Origin of the sequence: Prauserella endophytica (assembly GCF_005146945.1) — a bacterium.
GTDB classification, from domain to species: domain Bacteria; phylum Actinomycetota; class Actinomycetes; order Mycobacteriales; family Pseudonocardiaceae; genus Prauserella_A; species Prauserella_A endophytica.
In genome coordinates, this window is the sequence record NZ_SWMS01000006.1 from 105366 (window position 1) to 121189 (window position 15824).

Below are 15824 nucleotides of genomic sequence, written 5' to 3' on the forward strand. Positions count from 1 at the left end.
AATCGTTAGCCAGGACAACGGTTGTGCGAGTCGGAGGTCACGCGATGAAGCAGTCGGAGCCCGTGCCCGCGGCGCCGACCCGGAGCCGGACCGACCGAAAATCCCAGCTCGCCACGATCGCCGCGAACCTGTTCTGCGAACGCGGCTACCACGCCGTCGGCCTCGGGGACATCGCGACCGAGGCCGGCATCACGGGCCCCGCGATCTACAAGCACTTCCGGAACAAGCAGGCGATCCTGGCCTACGCGGCGGCGGACCTCGCCTCGGCGATCGAAGGGGTGCTGGCCGAGGTGCCCGCTTCCGGACCGCCGTGGGAACGGCTCGACCAGGTGGTCCGCGCGCTGAGCGCCGTCGTGGTCGAGCGGCGCCGGGGCGTGCAGCTCTACCAGTGGGAGCGCCGCTACCTGGACGCGGACGACCACGCGCGGTTCACCGCGACGATCACCTCGCTCGTCGGCGCGATCGCCGACCTCCTCGGCAAGGCCCGGCCCCGGCTGCCCGCCGCCGACCGCACGACGCTGGCGGCCGCGGCGTGCAGCGCGATCGCGAGCCTCTCCACCCACCGCACGCAGGTCTCCCCGAGGGTCGCCGCGGCTGGGCTGCGCGCGATCGCGCTGGGCGTGCTCGCCACCGGGCTGCCGCCCCGGCTCGCCGCCGCCGGGAACGGGCACCCGCTTCCGGCCGCCATCGGCGACTTCGTGTCCCGCCGCGAGCGGCTACTGGTGTCGGCGCTGCGGCCGTTCCGCGAGCGCGGGTTCCACGCCGTGACGATGGAGGACATCGGTGCCGCCGCCGGTATCGGCGGGTCCAGTGTGTACCGGCACTTCGCCAGCAAGGGCGACCTGCTCGCCGCCGTCTACTACCGGGCGGCCGACCGGCTCGCCGTCGCCACGAGCACGGCGATCGAAGGGGCGCGCGACCCTGGGGAGGCGCTGCGCAGGCTGGTGGACGCCTACATCGAGTTCTCCTATCTGGACAGTGACCTGGCCGCGGTCTACCTGTCGGAGTACGGGAACCTGCCCGCCGACGACCGGCACGCGCTGCGCAAGGTGCAGCGCGAGCACGTGGAGCAGTGGGTGCGGCTCGTGGTCGCCGTGCGGGAGGACACGCGCACCAGCTACGCGCGGCTGGCCGTGCACGCGGCGCTCAACATCGTGCACGACCTCTCGATGGCCCGGCACCGGCACACCGACGCCGACCAGATCAAGCACCTGGTCTTCGCCGCGCTCGCGAGCTAGCGGCGCGGCTCAGGCTCGGCAGTGAAGGCCACCTTCACTGCGTTGGGCGCAGTGAAGGTGGCCTTCACTGCGGTTCGGCCCCTGCGCTCCGGCGCCCTCAGCCGCGTTCGCCGAAGAGCAGGCCTGCCGTATTCCGGAAGAGGTCCTCGGGTGCGCGATCGGCCACGAGGCGGCGGAGGTTGTCGCCCCGCCACAGGGTCGCGAACCCGTGGGCGAGCGACCACGCGGCGATCGTGGCGAGCCCGGTGTCGTCGCCCCGCCGCGCGGCCGGCATCGCGGCGACCCCGTCGCGCAGCACCCGGCCCGTGCGTTCCTGCGCGGCGACGAGCTCGGGCGCGTCGCGGTGGTGCAGGTCCGGCCGGAACATCACCTCGAAGTGCGCGGGATGGTCCAGCGCGAAGCGGACGTAGCGCACCCCCAGCTCCTCCAGCCTGGCCGAGCCGGCGCCGAGTGCCTGCCCGAACGCCGCCGCGAGCAGCTCGTACCCCTCCACGGCCAGCGCGGTGAGCAGGCCGGCCTTGTCCTTGAAGTGATGCGCGGGCGCGGCGTGGGAGACGCCGGCGCGCCGGGCGAGGTCACGCAGGCTGACCGCGCCTGGGCCCTCCGCGGTGATCACCTCGATCGCGGCGTCGAGAACGGCACGGCGCAGGTCGCCGTGGTGGTACGAGCGGGGTGCGGCCATGCGGGCATCCTACGACGAGTCTAGTCATTGACAAGTTTAGGGCCCGGCGGACGCAGAAGTGCTCATGCGCGGGGTGCCCGGCCTGGTCCGGTGGCTGTGGCGGCCCCGTCAGCACACGGGCGGGCTCGCGTTCGCGGGATCGAGGGCGTTCTCAACGAGCCGCAGTGCCGCCGGGTCGTAGGAGATCCCGACGTGCTCGGTGAGCCTGCCGGGGCAGAAGTCCTGCAGCGTCTGGTTGGTGACGTTCGGAGCCGGCGCGAGGAACGAGGACGTGTACGGCGTCACCACCTCGTCGAAGACGGTGGCGATCACGGTGTAGTCCACCGCCGGATCGGTCTCGCCGTCCGCGTTCAGCTCCGTGAGGAAGTCCGAGCCCGCGAACTGCTGGCGGCACGCGGCGCACAGCAGGTTGACGAGCTCGGCGGGGATCACGTTCAGCAGCTTGCTCAGCGCGAACAGTGTGGTGCCGTGGTTGGACGGCGTGAGCGCCACGAGCGAGGCGACCTCGGCCGCGCCGCCGAGGTTATCGATGTAGTACCGCGGCATCAGGCTGCCCTGCGAGTGCCCGACGAGGTCGACCTTCTCGGCGCCGGTCGCCGCGAGGACGTCGTCGACGAACGCGGCGAGCCGGGCGGCGGACGCGGGAATGTCGCCGGTGCCCTGGATCGGGTTCCCGGCAAGGCCGCCGTAGTTCAGCGCGAAAACGCAATAGCCCTGTTCCGCGAGCCGGGGTGACAGTGCGGCCCAGTTGTTGTAGCGGTTCTCGAACGTTCCGTGCACCAGCACCACCGGATTCGGATGTTCCGGTCCGGGGCGGCACGAAAAATCGTTGGCGCCGGGCGGGGTCGCCGTCGGGTGGGCGAGCGAATAGGTGAGCGCGGAGACGAAGTTGTGCTGGGGCGGAGCTTCCGCTTGTGGTGTGGCCTGGGCGGTTCCGGCCCCCAGCGCGGTGACGGTGGCCAAGGCGAAAGCGGCGAGTGCGCGGGCGAAGGGCGGTCGTCTCGTCATTGAGCTTCCTCGGTTCTCGGGGCCGGAATTGCCGTACGAGAATGGTGGCGGGAAAGCTCCGGGCTCAATACCCCGTCCGGGTGGACGCCATTTCTTTGTCATCGGCGTGACAAATGGCCGATCCGTTCTCCGGCGGGCCGTGCCAAAACGCCCTCAGGCGGCGACCGGCTGCTTGGCGACCAGTTCCCGCCCCGCGTCGGTGAGCACGGCGGGCACCCGTTGCCCGATCAGGCCGGGTCTGCCCGGCCTGATGAGCCCGTGGTGGCTGAGCGCGTGCGCGGTGAACTGGTCGCAGCACGGCACGCCGTCGACGAACAGGTCGGGTTCGCGGCTGCACGTGAGCTGCGCGCGGCCGGCGGCGACGGCCTTCAGCATGGCCAGCGAGCTGCGGCTGGTGGTGTCCATGGCGGGCTCCTTCCGAGGTCCTTCACCAGTACGTCGGACCCGGCGGCGCGAATTCGACACCGGCCCGCACATCTCCTCGGACTCTTTCCGGAGCCGGACCGTTCCCCGGCAGGTGTGCGGAGGCGGGTTCAGCCCCGCCTGGCCGCCACGTAGGCCTCGATGCCGTCGAGGACCCGCCGCACGCCGAAGTCGAGATCGAGGTCCACGCCCTCGTCGGCCAGGCCGGACGGTGCGAAGGCGCCCTCGCTGACGAGCTTCGCCAGCGAGGGGAATCGCTCGGCGTCCACGAACTCGCGTAGCAGGGCGTCGTAGCCTGCCTCGGACTCCGCCGCGCTGATCCCGGCCTGCGCGCGGGCGCGCTCGACACCGAACGCGATCCCGGCCAGCTCCCGCACAGCGCCCAGCAGGAACATGACCGTCGAGATCAGCTCGCCGTCGGTCAGCCCAGCGTGGGCGAGGGGCCGCAGCGCCGCCTCGAACCAGGCCAGCTGGCCCGGCCCGATGGGCGGGGCGCTCACCTTGGCCTCGAGCGCCCACGGGTGCAGCCGGTACATCGCCCACAGCGCGCGGACCCACGCCTCGATCTCCTCGCGCCAGTCCCGCACCTCGCCGGTGAAGACCGGCGGACCGTCGGAGGCGCGGTCCAGCATGACCTCCACGAGCCGCTCCTTGCTCGGCACGTAGCGGTACAGCGACATGGTCGTGAAGCCGAGCTCCTTGGCCACGCGCTGCATCGACAGGGCCTCCAGGCCCTCCTCGTCGGCGACGCGCACCCCGGCGGCCACGATGTCCTCCAGCGTCAGCTTGGGCTTCGGGCCCCGGCTCGGCCGCTCGGAGGCTCCCCAGAGCAGCTCGACGCGCTTCCTCGGATCTTCCGCCATCACACCCCAACTCGTCGTGCTTGACGACCATCCTAAAACTGTGTATCACTTACACGAAATAGTGTAGTTGATACACAGTTGGATAGGGGGCTCCACGATGGAGCAGGCGATCGAAGTGCGGGGGCTGCGGAAGTCCTACGGGGACATCGAGGTGCTCAAGGGCATCGATCTGAGCGTCGAGCGGGGGAGCCTGCTCGCGCTGCTCGGTCCCAACGGCGCGGGCAAGACGACGACGGTGCGGATCCTCAGCACGCTGCTCGAACCCGACGGCGGCGTCGCGAGGGTCAACGGTCACGACGTGGTGGCGCAGGCGGCGGCGGTGCGCGGGTCGATCGGGCTGACCGGGCAGCAGACGGCCGTCGACGAGCTGCTCACCGGCTACGAGAACCTGGTGCTGATGGGCAGGCTCTTCCGCCTGCGCACGGGCGCGGCGAGACGCCGGGCCCGGGAGCTGCTCGCCAGGTTCGACCTCGAGGACGCCGCTGACCGGCTCGTGCGGACGTACTCGGGCGGGATGCGGCGCAGGCTCGACCTCGCGATCAGCCTCGTCACGTCGCCGCCGGTGCTGTTCCTCGACGAGCCCACCACCGGGCTCGACCCGCGCAGCCGCGGCGGCGTGTGGGAGACGGTGCGGGACCTGCTCGCGAGCGGGGTGACCGTGCTGCTCACCACGCAGTACCTGGAGGAGGCCGATCAGCTCGCCGGGCACGTCGCCGTGGTGGACGGCGGCCGGATCGTCGCCGAGGGCAGCCCCTCGGAGCTCAAGCGGCACGTCGGCGCCGAGCGGCTGGAGCTGACCTTCGCCGACGAGAGGGCGCTCGCGGCGGCGAGCCGGGTCCTCGCGGCCGAGGAGCCCCGCGCAGGCGGCCCGCTGGCCCTGAGCCTGCCCGTCGAGCACGCCAAGGACGTCAAGCGGATGCTCGACCAGCTCGCGGAGTCCGGTGTGGAGCCCGACCGGCTCTTCGTCGCCGAGCCCACGCTCGACGACGTCTTCCTGACCCTCACCGGACAGCCCACCGGAGGCACCCGATGACCACCGTGACCCCGCCCGCCCCTGCCGGCCCTTCGGCGTACTGGGCGCTCAACGACTCGCGCGCGCTGATCGGCCGTTGCCTGCGCCACATCGCGCGCAGCCCCGAGCAGCTGATGCTCATGTTCTTCCTGCCGATCATGCTGCTGCTGATGTTCCGTTACCTCTTCGGTGGCGCGATCAGCACCGGCGGCGTCTCCTACGTCAACTACGTGCTCGCCGGGATCATCACGGTGGCCGTCACCTTCAACGCCACCGCCACGAGCGTCGCGGTGTGCTCGGACCTCCAGGAAGGGATCGTCGAGCGGTTCCGGTCGATGCCGGTGCGGGGATCGGCCGTGCTCGTCGGGCACGTGGTGGCCGCGCTCGTGCGCCACGTCATTTCGATCGCGGTGATGATCGGTGTCGGCTTCCTGGTCGGCTTCCGGCCGCAGGCCGGGTTCGGGCAGTGGTGCGCGGCGCTGGGGCTGCTCCTGCTCTTCGCCACCGCCGTGTCGTGGATCGCCGCCGTGCTCGGGATTGTCGCCAAGACGGTCGAGGGCGCCAGCGGGCTGAGCATGCCGCTCGTGTTCATTCCGTACGTCGGCAGCGCGCTCGTGCCGCCGAGCACCATGCCCGACGGGCTGCGGGCGTTCGCGGAGAACCAGCCCGTGAGCCACGTCGCCGACGCGGTGCGGGCCTTGTTCACGGGCGCGCCGGTGGGAGACGCCGCCTGGCTCGCGGTGGTGTGGTGGGCGGGCATCATCGTCGTGGTCGTGCCGCTCGCGGGCCGGCTGTTCCGGCGCCGGGCCGCGGGGTGACCCATCAGCTCGGCAGTGAAGGCCACCATCACTGCATGGAATCAGACTCAGCGGCGCGGAGCGCCTCCGTCTGGGTGGTGGAGGGAGACGGGCGGGCGCAGGCAGGGTGGCCTTCACTGCGGACGGGTCAGCCGCGGCACCGGCGCCGGTAGTAGGCGACGGTGACCGCGGCCAGCAGCGGTCCCCACAGCAGCAGCGGCAGGTAGCAGGCGAGCAGCAGCGCCTTCCAGCCGTCGCCGGTGAACTCCAGGCCCGCAAGGGTCGGGTCACGGAAGGCGAAGAGCCAGATCGCCTCCACCGCCACCGCTCCCAGCGCGGCGGGCACGATCGCGGCGACCTGATCCGCCTGCCGCCGAGCACCGGCACCCAATGCGGCAGCCGCTCGCCCCACGGCCGCACCAGGCCCAGCGTCAGCAACGCCAGCAGCTCGATACCGATGCTGAGGCCGATCACGTAGGCGGTGTCCGCGCCGTGCAGGTGCACTTCCTGCCCACCGTCGCGCAGCCCGAGTGGCAGGCCCAGCCCGAGCAGGATCCGCCAGAGCCCGGACGGCAGCGTGACGAGGGGGACGAGGTGCGCGGCGACCACCGCCCAGCGCGGGGCTGGACGGCCGTCGCGAGCGAGCGGGTCGGCGGTGGCGAGAGCTGTGGTCATGGGTTCCACGGTCGTCGCGCACGCCGGGCGCGGCCTCCCGCCGGAGCGGGTCCCGCGCCCCTCCCGAGAGGGAGAAAAACCTCTTCCGATTGCGGACGAAAAGTGGCCGGAATCGCCCGTAGTGTTCAGGTCGTCAGCCAGAACCGAGAGGACGGGACCATGACCACCATCGCCATCGAGAAGACGGTCACCGGCGAGCGCGCGGACCTCCTGGAGACGCTCGGGAAGCACCGGTTCTTCCTCGCCTTCACCGCCCGCGGCCTCACCGACGAGCAGGCCGCCGCGCGCACCACGGTGAGCGAGCTGTCCATCGGCGGGCTGATCAAGCACGTGACCGCCGTCGTGCACAGCTGGCTCGACTTCGTCGAACGCGGACCCGAGGCGATGTCGGGCGGCGGGGACGGCTGGGAGGACGGGTTCCGCATGCTGCCCGGCGAGACGCTCACGGGCTTGCTCACCGCATACGAGGAGGCCGGACGCCGTACCGACGCGCTCGTGGCGAGCCTGCCCGACCTCGACGCCTCGCACCCGCTGCCGGAGGCGCCGTGGTTCGAGCCGGGCGCCCGCTGGTCGGCCCGGCGGGTGCTGCTGCACCTCATCGCCGAGACCGCCCAGCACGCCGGGCATGCCGACATCATCCGCGAGGCCATCGACGGCGCGAAGACGATGGGGTGACGATCAGGTCCAGCGAGCACGAGACCGACAGTGCCGAGCACCAGCGACGCGAGCGCGAGCCCCTTGCGGCCGGGCCGGGACCACGGCGCGATCGTCCTATGTGGACAGCTAAGGCCCCCTTCCCTCGGGTTGGCGACCCGTTATCGCGGTGCCGTGACGTCTCGTTACCGGCAAACCCGCTTGTGGCCGTCACGGTCGCGGTGACACGATCGCTGGTGTGAGCCATCCGTTCGACACCGTCACCGTCGAGAGCCTGCGGGCGCGGGGCGGTGTCAAGTGGACACTGCACAGCGACGACCACCTGGGCGCCTTCGTCGCCGAGATGGACTTCGGCACCGCCCCGCCGATCCTGGCCGCGCTGCACGCCGCCGTGGACGGGATGAACTTCGGCTACCTCTCGCCGGGGCTCGCCGAGCCGATGGCCCGCGCCTGCGCCGGCTGGCAGGCCCGCCGCTACGGCTGGACCGTGCCCGCCGAGCGGATCTTCCCGCTGCCCGACGTGGTCAAGGGCCTCGAGGTCGCCATCGCGCACTTCTCCGCGCCGGACAGCCCGGTGATCCTCCCGACCCCGGCGTACATGCCGTTCCTCGAGGTGCCGGGACTGCTCGGCCGACGGCTTCTCCAGGTGCCGATGGCCCGCGAGGGCGGACGGTACGTGTTCGACCTCGACGCGCTCGCCGCCGCGTTCCGCGCCGGCGGGAACCTGCTGGTGCTCTGCAACCCCGGCAACCCGGTCGGGCGCGTGTTCACCGAGGCGGAGCTCGCCGCCCTGTGCGAGGTGGTGGACGCCCACGGCGGGCGGGTGTTCTCCGACGAGATCCACGCGCCGCTCGTCTACCCCGGCCACCGCCACGTGCCGTACGCGTCGCTGTCCGAGACCGCCGCCGCGCACACGGTCACGGCGACCTCGGCGTCGAAGGCGTGGAACCTGCCTGGTCTCAAGTGCGCCCAGCTGATCACGAGCAACGACGCCGACGCGGCCCGCTTCGCCGAGGTCGGCATGTTCGCCATGCACGGCGCGAGCAACCTCGGCGTCGTCGCCAACACCGCCGCCTACACCGAGGGCGAGCCGTGGCTCGCGGACGTCCTCGCCTACCTCGGCCACAACCGGGCCGCGCTCGGCGAGCTGCTGGCGGAGCACCTGCCCGGTGTGCGGTGCACGCTGCCCGAAGGCACCTACCTGGCGTGGCTGGACTTCCGTGAGCTCGGGCTCGGCGACCACCCGGGCACGTTCTTCGCCGAGCACGCGCGCGTCGTGCTCGTCGACGGCCCCGAGTGCGGCGAGGCGGGGCGCGGGCACGCCCGGCTCAACTTCGCCACCCCGAGGCCGATCCTGGAACGCGTCGTCACCGACCTGGCCGCCGCGGTGCCCGCGGCCGGTGCGGGCGCGTGAGCGCGGTGGTGCCCGCCGAGCGGGCGGCCGTGCAGCGGCGGACGGTGGCCGTGCTCTCGGCCGCGCAGGTGCTGGGCGGGCTCGGCGTGGCGGTCGGCATCGCCGTCGGCGGGCTCATCGCCGCCGACATCGCCGGCACCGACGGTGTCGCGGGACTGGCACAGACCCTCGGGGTGCTCGGCGCGGCCGTCGCGGCGGTGCCGCTCGCGTGGCTCACCCGGACCCGCGGCAGGCGTACCGGCCTGGTGTCCGGGCTGTTCACCGGTGCGGCGGGCGCGGCACTCGTGGTCACCGCGGCGACGCTGCGCTGGCTCCCGCTGCTGTTCCTGGGACTGCTGCTGTTCGGCGCCGCGACCGCTGCGGGGTTGCAGGCCCGCTACGGCGCCACCGACCTCGCCGCGCCCGGCCGCGCGGCGCGGGCGCTGTCGACGGTCGTGTGGGCGACGACGGTCGGCTCGGTGCTCGGCCCCAACCTGACCGAACCGGCCGGCAGACTCGGCACGGTCATCGGCCTCCCTCCGCTCGCGGGACCGTTCCTCGTCACGTTCGTCGCCTTCACCGTGGCGGCACTGCTGCTGTTCGCGCTGCTGCGCCCCGACCCGCTGCGGCTCGCCGGGCTCGGCGCCGCAGCGACCGGGCACGAGCGGACCGGCTTCGCGGCGTCCCTGCGCGACATCGCCGCCCGGCCAAGGGCGCTCGTCGGGCTGTGCGCCATCGCGTCGTCGCACGTGGCGATGGTGTCGGTGATGGTCATGACGCCCGTGCACATGCACCATGTCGACGTCTCGCTGACGGTCATCGGGCTCGTCATCAGCGTCCACATCCTCGGCATGTACGGCTTCTCGCCGCTCGTGGGCTACCTCGCCGACCGGGCGGGCCGCGTCCCCGTGATCGTCGCGGGCGCGGTGATCACGGCCGCCGCCGCGGCCGTCAGCGGCGCCGCGGCCGCGGACAACGCCGTCCAGCTCGGCATCGGGCTCTTCCTGCTGGGCCTCGGCTGGTCGTGCGGGCTCGTCGCGGGCTCGGCCCTGCTGTCGGAGTCGGTGCCCGCGCCCACGCGCACCGCCGCGCAGGGCGTGTCCGATCTCGTGATGAACGGGTCGGCCGCGATCGGGGGCTCGCTCGCGGGCGTGGTGGTCGCCTTCGCCTCCTACGGCTGGCTGGCCGCGGGCGCGGCGGCGCTGATGATCGGCATCGGGCTGTACTCGGCCGCCCGGGGGAGAGGGGAGCCGGCGTGATCCTCACCCACGCGGTGACCAGGGGCGTCGCCGAGGGAACCGTCACGGCCGTCTACCGCCGGTGGACCCGGTCCCGCGTGCGGCCAGGGGACACCCTGACGACGGCGTGGGGCGTCGTGCGGATCGAGTCGGTGACCCCGGTGGACCCTTCGGCGATCACCGACGCCGACGCGGCCGAGGCGGGGGAGCCGTCTGCGCGTGCGGTGCTGGCGTCGCTGCGCGGCCCGGCCGACGCGCCGGTGTTCCGCATCGGCGTCGGCTGGGGCGGTGAGGACCCCCGGCACGCGCTCAGCGCCGAGACCGACCTGACGCCTGAACAGCTCGCCGACATCGCCGCCCGCCTCGCGCGGCTCGACCGACGAGTTCGGCACAGCCCGTGGACGCACGAGGTCCTGCGGGCCGTCGCGGCGCATCCCGGCCTGCGCGCCGCAGACCTCGCGGAACTGCTGGGCCGCGAGAAGGACGAGCTGAAGCTCGACATCCGCAAGCTCAAGAACCTCGGCCTCACCCACAGCCTCGACGTCGGCTACCGCATCTCCCCGCGCGGGGCCGCCTACCTCGCCTCCCTCGGCACCTGAGGCGTCACATTCCCCGCCACCGTCTCGTCAACGCCTCACACACCGTCGGGACAACGGGAGGGTGAGCAGCGATGACCGCACGGCAACGCGGGGCACAGGTATTCGTCGAGGTGGTGACCGTACTCGCCGGGCTGGGGATGCTGGCCGCCGGGATCTGGGCACTCGCGGCGCCGGGCTCATTCGCCGACTTCACCGGCTTCACCGGATCCTCGTCGCACGTGCACTTCCTGCACGACGCGGGCGCGTTCCAGATCGGGCTGGGCACCGGCCTGCTGCTCGCGCTGATCTGGGCCGACGCGCTCGCGACCGTGCTGGCGGGCTTCCTCCTCGCCAACACCATCCACACCGTCAACCACGGCACCGACCTGGACCTGGGCGGGAACGTCGCGCAGGCGGCGGCGCTGGGCGTGGTGTCGGTGCTCGTGGCCGCCGCGCTGGTGCTGCGGCTGCGCTGGCGCGGCTACGTGGTCGGCGCCGTGACCGCCGCGACCGTTCCCGCGCTGGTCCCCTTCGCCGACCAGAAGACCGTCAGCCTCACCACCTACCGCCGCGACGGCAGGCCGGGCGCGAGCCCCGTCAGCATCGCGGTGGAAGGTGACCACGCCTACGTGCGCAGCTTCGAGAAGTCGCTCAAGACCCGGCGGCTGGCCAGGGACCCGAGGGTGGAGCTCGCTCCCTCGACCGGCAGGGGCGTGCCCACCGGGCCCGCCGTCTCCGGCAAGATGCGCAGGCTGACGGGGGAGGAAAACCGGCACGCCGCGAGGATGCTGCGCCGCAAGCACCCGCTCCTGCACGGCGTCGTCGTGCCACTCACGCACCGGCTGGCCCGGGCCAAGACCGGCCGGACCGTCCATTTCGAACTGACACCGATGTGACCCGCCCGCGCCCTTGACGCGAGCCGCCGGGATCAGCACCCTGTTGATCTCCGGCGGCACGGAAGGGATGTGGGCACATGACCGACCACACCACCAGGGGCGGCTTCGTCCGGGTGCTCGGCAGGCTGGACGTGCTCGCGATCGCCTTCGGCGCGATGATCGGGTTCGGCTGGATCGTGCTGACGGGCGGCTTCCTCGAGGACGCCGGCAGCCTCGGTGCCGCGCTCGCCTTCGTACTCGGTGGCGTCGTCGTCGCGCTCGTGGGGCTCACCTACGCCGAACTCGTGTCGGCCATGCCGGCCGTCGGCGGCGAGCACAACTACGCGCTGCGGGCCCTCGGCTCCCGCCCCGGGTTCATCACGTCCTGGACGCTCGTGCTCGGCTATGTGTCGGTGGTGGCCTTCGAGGCGGTCGCGCTCCCCCAGACGCTCCTCTACCTCGTGCCCGAGCTGCCCGCGGGCAGGCTGTGGTCCATCGCGGGCTACGACGTCTACGCCACGTGGGTCGCCGTCGGCGTCGCAGGCGCCGTCGTGATCACGGCCCTCAACTACGTGGGGGTCCGGCCGGCGGCGGTCTTCCAGGGCATCGCCGTGCTGTTCCTGCTCGCGGTCGGGGTGCTGCTCACCATCGGGGCTTTCGTCGGCGGGTCCACGGCGAACATGGAGCCGCTGTTCTCCGGAGGGCTGTCCGGGCTGCTGGTCGTGCTGGTCGCGACCCCGTTCCTGTTCGTGGGGTTCGACGTGATCCCGCAGTCGGCGGAGGAGATCAAACTGCCGCCCCGCCGGCTCGGCACACTGCTGATCGTCTCCGTGCTGCTCGCGGTCACCTGGTACGTGATGATCATGCTGACGGTCGGCTCCGGGCTCGCGCGCGACCAGCTGGCCGGTGCCGAACTGCCCACCGCCGACGCCATGTCCGCGCTCTGGAACAGCCCCGCGATGGGCACGGTCCTCGTGCTCGGCGGGATCGCGGGCATCCTGACCAGCTGGAACGGCTTCCTGATCGGCGCGAGCAGGCTGCTGTTCGCGATGGCGTCGTCCCGGATGCTGCCGCGCTGGTTCGCGAGGGTGCACCCTCGCTTCGGCACGCCCTCCAACGCTGTGCTCTTCGTCGGCGGGCTGTCGGTGGCCGCGCCTCTGTTCGGCGAGCAGATGCTGGTGTGGCTGGTCGACGCGGGCAGCCTCAGCATCATCGCGGCCTACCTGATGGTGGCGCTGAGCTTCCTCGTCCTGCGCAGGCGTGAGCCGGACATGGCGCGCCCGTTCCGCGTGCCGGCCGGCCGCACGGTCGGTGTGCTCGCCATCGTGCTGAGCCTCGGCACGGGCGTGCTGTTCCTGCCCGGCATGCCCGCGCAGCTCATCTGGCCATGGGAGTGGGTCATCGTCGGGCTGTGGTGGCTGGCCGGGGTCGTGCTCGTGCTGCGCCTGCCGCGGATCGGGCCGGGGGCCGACGCCGAGGACCGGCTGATCGATGCGGTCCGTGTGGGGGACAATCGCTGACAAGACGCGACAACTTTTCGCCTTTCTCTTGCGGCGGGTCCCCTATGCCCGCATATTGGTTCGAACCACTTCGCTACGAAGGGTTCATACCAATGCTGGGTCGCAGAAGTTTCCTCGCCGGGCTTGGGGCCGCGGCGCTCGCCCTGCCCACGGGAACGGCGTGGGCGCGCGGGACCGCGCAGGCCACCCTCCCGCTGACGATCGTCAACGAGTCCGGTGAGTTCGCCGGGAGCTCGGTCTGGGTCTACATCGTCGGCACTGACCTGGTCTCGAACGTCCAATGCAGAGTGACACCGGACGGCAGAGCGGTGCCGGTGTCGTTGTCGGACAACGGGTCCGACGGGTTCACCGACTACGCCATCCCGCTCGCCGCGAGCGGCCCCACCCGGCTGAACCTGCCCACCATGTCCGGTCGCGTGTACGTCGCGCTCGGCCGGAAACTCAGGTTCAAGGCCGTCGGGGACGGCGCGGGCCGGGCCGCCCTGCAGTACCCCGCCGGCTGGGTGGAATCCGACCCGAACTTCCCGGTGCTGCACGACTTCGTCGAGTTCACCCACGTCGCACCGGGCACGCCGAACCTGCGGCCAGGCATGTACTGCAACACCACGATGGTCGACCAGTTCAGCGTGCCGCTCGCCATCCGGCTCGACGGCGAGCGCTCGCAGACCACGGGCACGCTCGCCGACGGCGGACGGGACCGGATCTTCGCCGACCTCGCCGCCCAGCAGGACTTCGGCTCGCTCGTGGTCGACGACCTCCGCGTGATCGCACCTGGCCACGGGCTCGACTCCGGGCGGTTCCGCGCCGACTACTTCGCCACCTACATCGACGAGGTGTGGAACCGCTACTCGGGCACCGACCTGCGGATCGAGACCGAGGGCGGCGGCTTCACCGGCCGCGTCGACGGCGCGGGGAACTTCGTGTTCACCAAGGACACCGGCGAGACCACGCGGCCCTTCGCGAAACCGTCGACGCGGGACGTGCTGTTCTGCGACGGCGCGCTGGCGGCGCCCAACGACGGCGTGACCGGGCCGGTCGCGGCCGTGCTCGGCGCCGGGTTCAACCGCTCGATCCTGCACACGGGGTCCACGCAGCCCGGCACCGACCCCGGCTCGTTCTACGGGCACGCGGTGACCAACCACTACGCCCGTGTCCTGCACGCCAACACGGTGGACGGCAAGGCCTACGGCTTCGCGTTCGACGACGTCGCCGGGTTCGCCTCCTACATCGAGGATCCCGCGCCGGCCTCGGTCACCGTCACCCTCACCCCGTTCTAGGAAAGGACCTCCGATGAGGATCCCGCGCCGATTCTCCCGGCTGCTCGCCGCCGCGGCCACGGGTGCCGCGCTGCTGCTCGCCGGGGCCACCGCCACGGCGGAGCCGACGCCCGCCGGGGCGCTGCCCGGCAAGCAGCTGACCGGTTACTGGCAGAACTTCGTCAACGGCGCCACCCCGCTGCGGGTCGCCGACGTCTCCGCCGCCTACGACGTGATCGTGCTGGCGTTCGCCGAGGCCGACCCGGCGCGCCCGGGCGCGGTCACCTTCGGCGTCGACCCGGGCCTGTCGAGCGCGCTCGGCGGCTACGACGAGGCCGCGCTCAAGGCCGACATCGCCGCCAAGAAGGCGGAGGGCAAATCCGTGGTGCTCTCGATCGGCGGCGAGCGCGGCGACGTCGACCTGGGCGGCCCCGCGAACGTGACCAACTTCGTCGACTCGTTCGCCGCCATCGCCGCCGAGTACGGCATCCAGGGCCTCGACGTGGACCTGGAGCACGGCTTCGACGTCGCCAACATGGCGAGCGCGATCCAGCGGCTGCGCGAGCGGATGGGCGAGGGCTTCCTGCTCACGATGGCGCCGCAGACCCTCGACGTGCAGCCGGGCGGGGCCTACCTCCAGCTCATCGACCAGGTCAAGGACCTGATCACGGTGGTGCACACGCAGTACTACAACTCCGGGTCGATGAACGGCTGCCACGGCCAGGTCGTCACACAGGGCACGGTCGACTTCATCACCGCGCAGGCGTGCATCCTGCTCCAGCGCCTGCGCCCCGATCAGGTCTCGCTCGGCCTGCCGGCGACGTCGTCGGCCGCGGGCAGCGGGTACGTGAGCCCCGACGTGGTGACCGCCGCCCTCGACTGCCTCACCACGGGCAGCCGCTGCGGGTCCTACGTGCCGGAGACTCCGTTTCCCGGGCTCAGCGGCGTGATGACGTGGTCGGTCAACTGGGACGCGGCGAGCGGCGGCTCGTTCTCCGGCCCGGTGCGCGCCCACCTGGACTCACTCACCTAGCGGTATCGCGCCCACGTCCTCGAGGCGCGGTCCCCTCGGCGAGGAGTGGTCGGCGACCAGCAGCACCTCGGTCACCCGCCACGCCGCCTCGATGGCCGTCCCGGACAGCTCCCGGGGCGGCCGTCCGCGCGCGAGCACCAGCTCGCCCCGGAACGGCTGCGGATGCGTCACCGGAACCAGCGGCTCCGTCGCCGCGAAGATGTCGGCCGCCAGCTCGTCGAGCCCGTTGACGGGCACCGACAGCCACTGGCCCGCGAGCCGGTGGGTGGCGGGCCCGAGCCTCGCGAGCGGTGCCGGCGCACCGTCGAGCGCCGCTGCCGCGGCGCCGAGCAGCGGCTCGCGCAGGGACGACGGCACGTGGCCAAGCGGCCGCAGCTTCACGATCCACTGCTCCGGTAGTGACCAAGTGGTCCGCGCCAGCTCGGGCCGGGGAAGGGCGGCGACGACCGCGCGCACCGCCTCCGGTGGGCGCACGGCGAACGCGAGCCGGACCATGCGCCTTATTGTGACCGAACCCGGTCACTGCTTGCTTACCCGCGCCCACGGGCTGTAGAGTCTGCAAGCGCTTTCAGGAAAGCG

17 protein-coding genes are annotated in these 15824 nt (G+C 72.2%); 11 read left to right on the forward strand and 6 right to left on the reverse strand.

The window, feature by feature from the left end; translation table 11 throughout:
* Window positions 1–44: 44 nt before the first annotated feature.
* A complete protein-coding gene (locus FCN18_RS13370; RefSeq protein ID WP_112268773.1) occupies window positions 45–1238 on the forward strand; it encodes a TetR/AcrR family transcriptional regulator in 1194 nt (397 codons plus the stop codon).
* Between the two features lie 97 nt (window positions 1239–1335).
* Here the strand turns inward: FCN18_RS13370 and FCN18_RS13375 are convergent, their stop codons facing one another.
* The 4 genes from FCN18_RS13375 to FCN18_RS13390 form a co-directional block, all read right to left on the reverse strand.
* The gene (locus FCN18_RS13375; RefSeq protein ID WP_137095218.1) at window positions 1336–1920 is read right to left on the reverse strand and encodes a TetR/AcrR family transcriptional regulator; all 585 of its coding nucleotides are present in this window, start codon (window positions 1918–1920) and stop codon (window positions 1336–1338) included.
* A gap of 108 nt (window positions 1921–2028) precedes the next feature.
* On the reverse strand, window positions 2029–2928 hold the full coding sequence (locus FCN18_RS13380) for an esterase/lipase family protein (protein ID WP_137095220.1): 900 nt from the start codon (window positions 2926–2928) through the stop codon (window positions 2029–2031).
* 153 nt (window positions 2929–3081) lie between these two features.
* Window positions 3082–3333 (reverse strand): hypothetical protein, encoded by a 252-nt coding sequence (locus FCN18_RS13385; RefSeq protein ID WP_206077885.1) that lies wholly within the window; start codon window positions 3331–3333, stop codon window positions 3082–3084.
* A 128-nt stretch (window positions 3334–3461) separates the two neighbouring features.
* Window positions 3462–4214 (reverse strand): TetR/AcrR family transcriptional regulator, encoded by a 753-nt coding sequence (locus tag FCN18_RS13390; protein ID WP_113644660.1) that lies wholly within the window; start codon window positions 4212–4214, stop codon window positions 3462–3464.
* Window positions 4215–4311: 97 nt separating this feature from the next.
* Between FCN18_RS13390 and FCN18_RS13395 the strand changes: the two genes are divergently transcribed.
* Window positions 4312–5247: an ATP-binding cassette domain-containing protein gene (locus FCN18_RS13395; protein ID WP_137095222.1), complete on the forward strand. Its 936-nt coding sequence runs from the start codon at window positions 4312–4314 to the stop codon at window positions 5245–5247.
* On the forward strand, window positions 5244–6044 hold the full coding sequence (locus FCN18_RS13400) for an ABC transporter permease (protein WP_137095224.1): 801 nt from the start codon (window positions 5244–5246) through the stop codon (window positions 6042–6044). Before FCN18_RS13395 ends, FCN18_RS13400 begins: the two co-directional genes overlap by 4 nt.
* Before the next feature lie 127 nt (window positions 6045–6171).
* On the opposite strand, the gene FCN18_RS39745 is transcribed toward FCN18_RS13400, so the two are convergent.
* Window positions 6172–6435, reverse strand: a complete 264-nt coding sequence (locus FCN18_RS39745; protein WP_206077886.1) for a hypothetical protein — start codon at window positions 6433–6435, stop codon at window positions 6172–6174.
* A gap of 422 nt (window positions 6436–6857) precedes the next feature.
* Between FCN18_RS39745 and FCN18_RS13410 the strand changes: the two genes are divergently transcribed.
* From FCN18_RS13410 to FCN18_RS13445, 8 genes are all read left to right on the forward strand, one after another.
* Window positions 6858–7373 (forward strand): DinB family protein, encoded by a 516-nt coding sequence (locus FCN18_RS13410; RefSeq protein ID WP_112268787.1) that lies wholly within the window; start codon window positions 6858–6860, stop codon window positions 7371–7373.
* 217 nt (window positions 7374–7590) lie between these two features.
* On the forward strand, window positions 7591–8766 hold the full coding sequence (locus FCN18_RS13415) for a MalY/PatB family protein (RefSeq protein WP_137095227.1): 1176 nt from the start codon (window positions 7591–7593) through the stop codon (window positions 8764–8766).
* Window positions 8763–10004: an MFS transporter gene (locus tag FCN18_RS13420; protein WP_170200551.1), complete on the forward strand. Its 1242-nt coding sequence runs from the start codon at window positions 8763–8765 to the stop codon at window positions 10002–10004. The genes FCN18_RS13415 and FCN18_RS13420 overlap by 4 nt, the downstream gene beginning before the upstream one ends.
* Entirely contained in the window at window positions 10001–10582 is a 582-nt protein-coding gene (locus FCN18_RS13425) for an ASCH domain-containing protein (RefSeq protein WP_170200552.1), read from the forward strand. Before FCN18_RS13420 ends, FCN18_RS13425 begins: the two co-directional genes overlap by 4 nt.
* Before the next feature lie 71 nt (window positions 10583–10653).
* Window positions 10654–11457, forward strand: coding sequence for a PPOX class F420-dependent oxidoreductase (locus FCN18_RS13430; RefSeq protein ID WP_113644666.1), 804 nt, complete (start codon window positions 10654–10656; stop codon window positions 11455–11457).
* Between the two features lie 77 nt (window positions 11458–11534).
* Window positions 11535–12956: an APC family permease gene (locus FCN18_RS13435; protein WP_112268796.1), complete on the forward strand. Its 1422-nt coding sequence runs from the start codon at window positions 11535–11537 to the stop codon at window positions 12954–12956.
* 92 nt (window positions 12957–13048) lie between these two features.
* Window positions 13049–14233 (forward strand): beta-1,3-glucanase family protein, encoded by a 1185-nt coding sequence (locus FCN18_RS13440; RefSeq protein WP_137095229.1) that lies wholly within the window; start codon window positions 13049–13051, stop codon window positions 14231–14233.
* A 13-nt stretch (window positions 14234–14246) separates the two neighbouring features.
* Window positions 14247–15245, forward strand: a complete 999-nt coding sequence (locus tag FCN18_RS13445) for a chitinase (RefSeq protein ID WP_112268800.1) — start codon at window positions 14247–14249, stop codon at window positions 15243–15245.
* Here FCN18_RS13445 and FCN18_RS13450 read toward each other — a convergent pair.
* On the reverse strand, window positions 15234–15740 hold the full coding sequence (locus FCN18_RS13450) for a 2'-5' RNA ligase family protein (protein WP_137095231.1): 507 nt from the start codon (window positions 15738–15740) through the stop codon (window positions 15234–15236). The genes FCN18_RS13445 and FCN18_RS13450 overlap by 12 nt on opposite strands.
* Window positions 15741–15824: the final 84 nt, after the last annotated feature.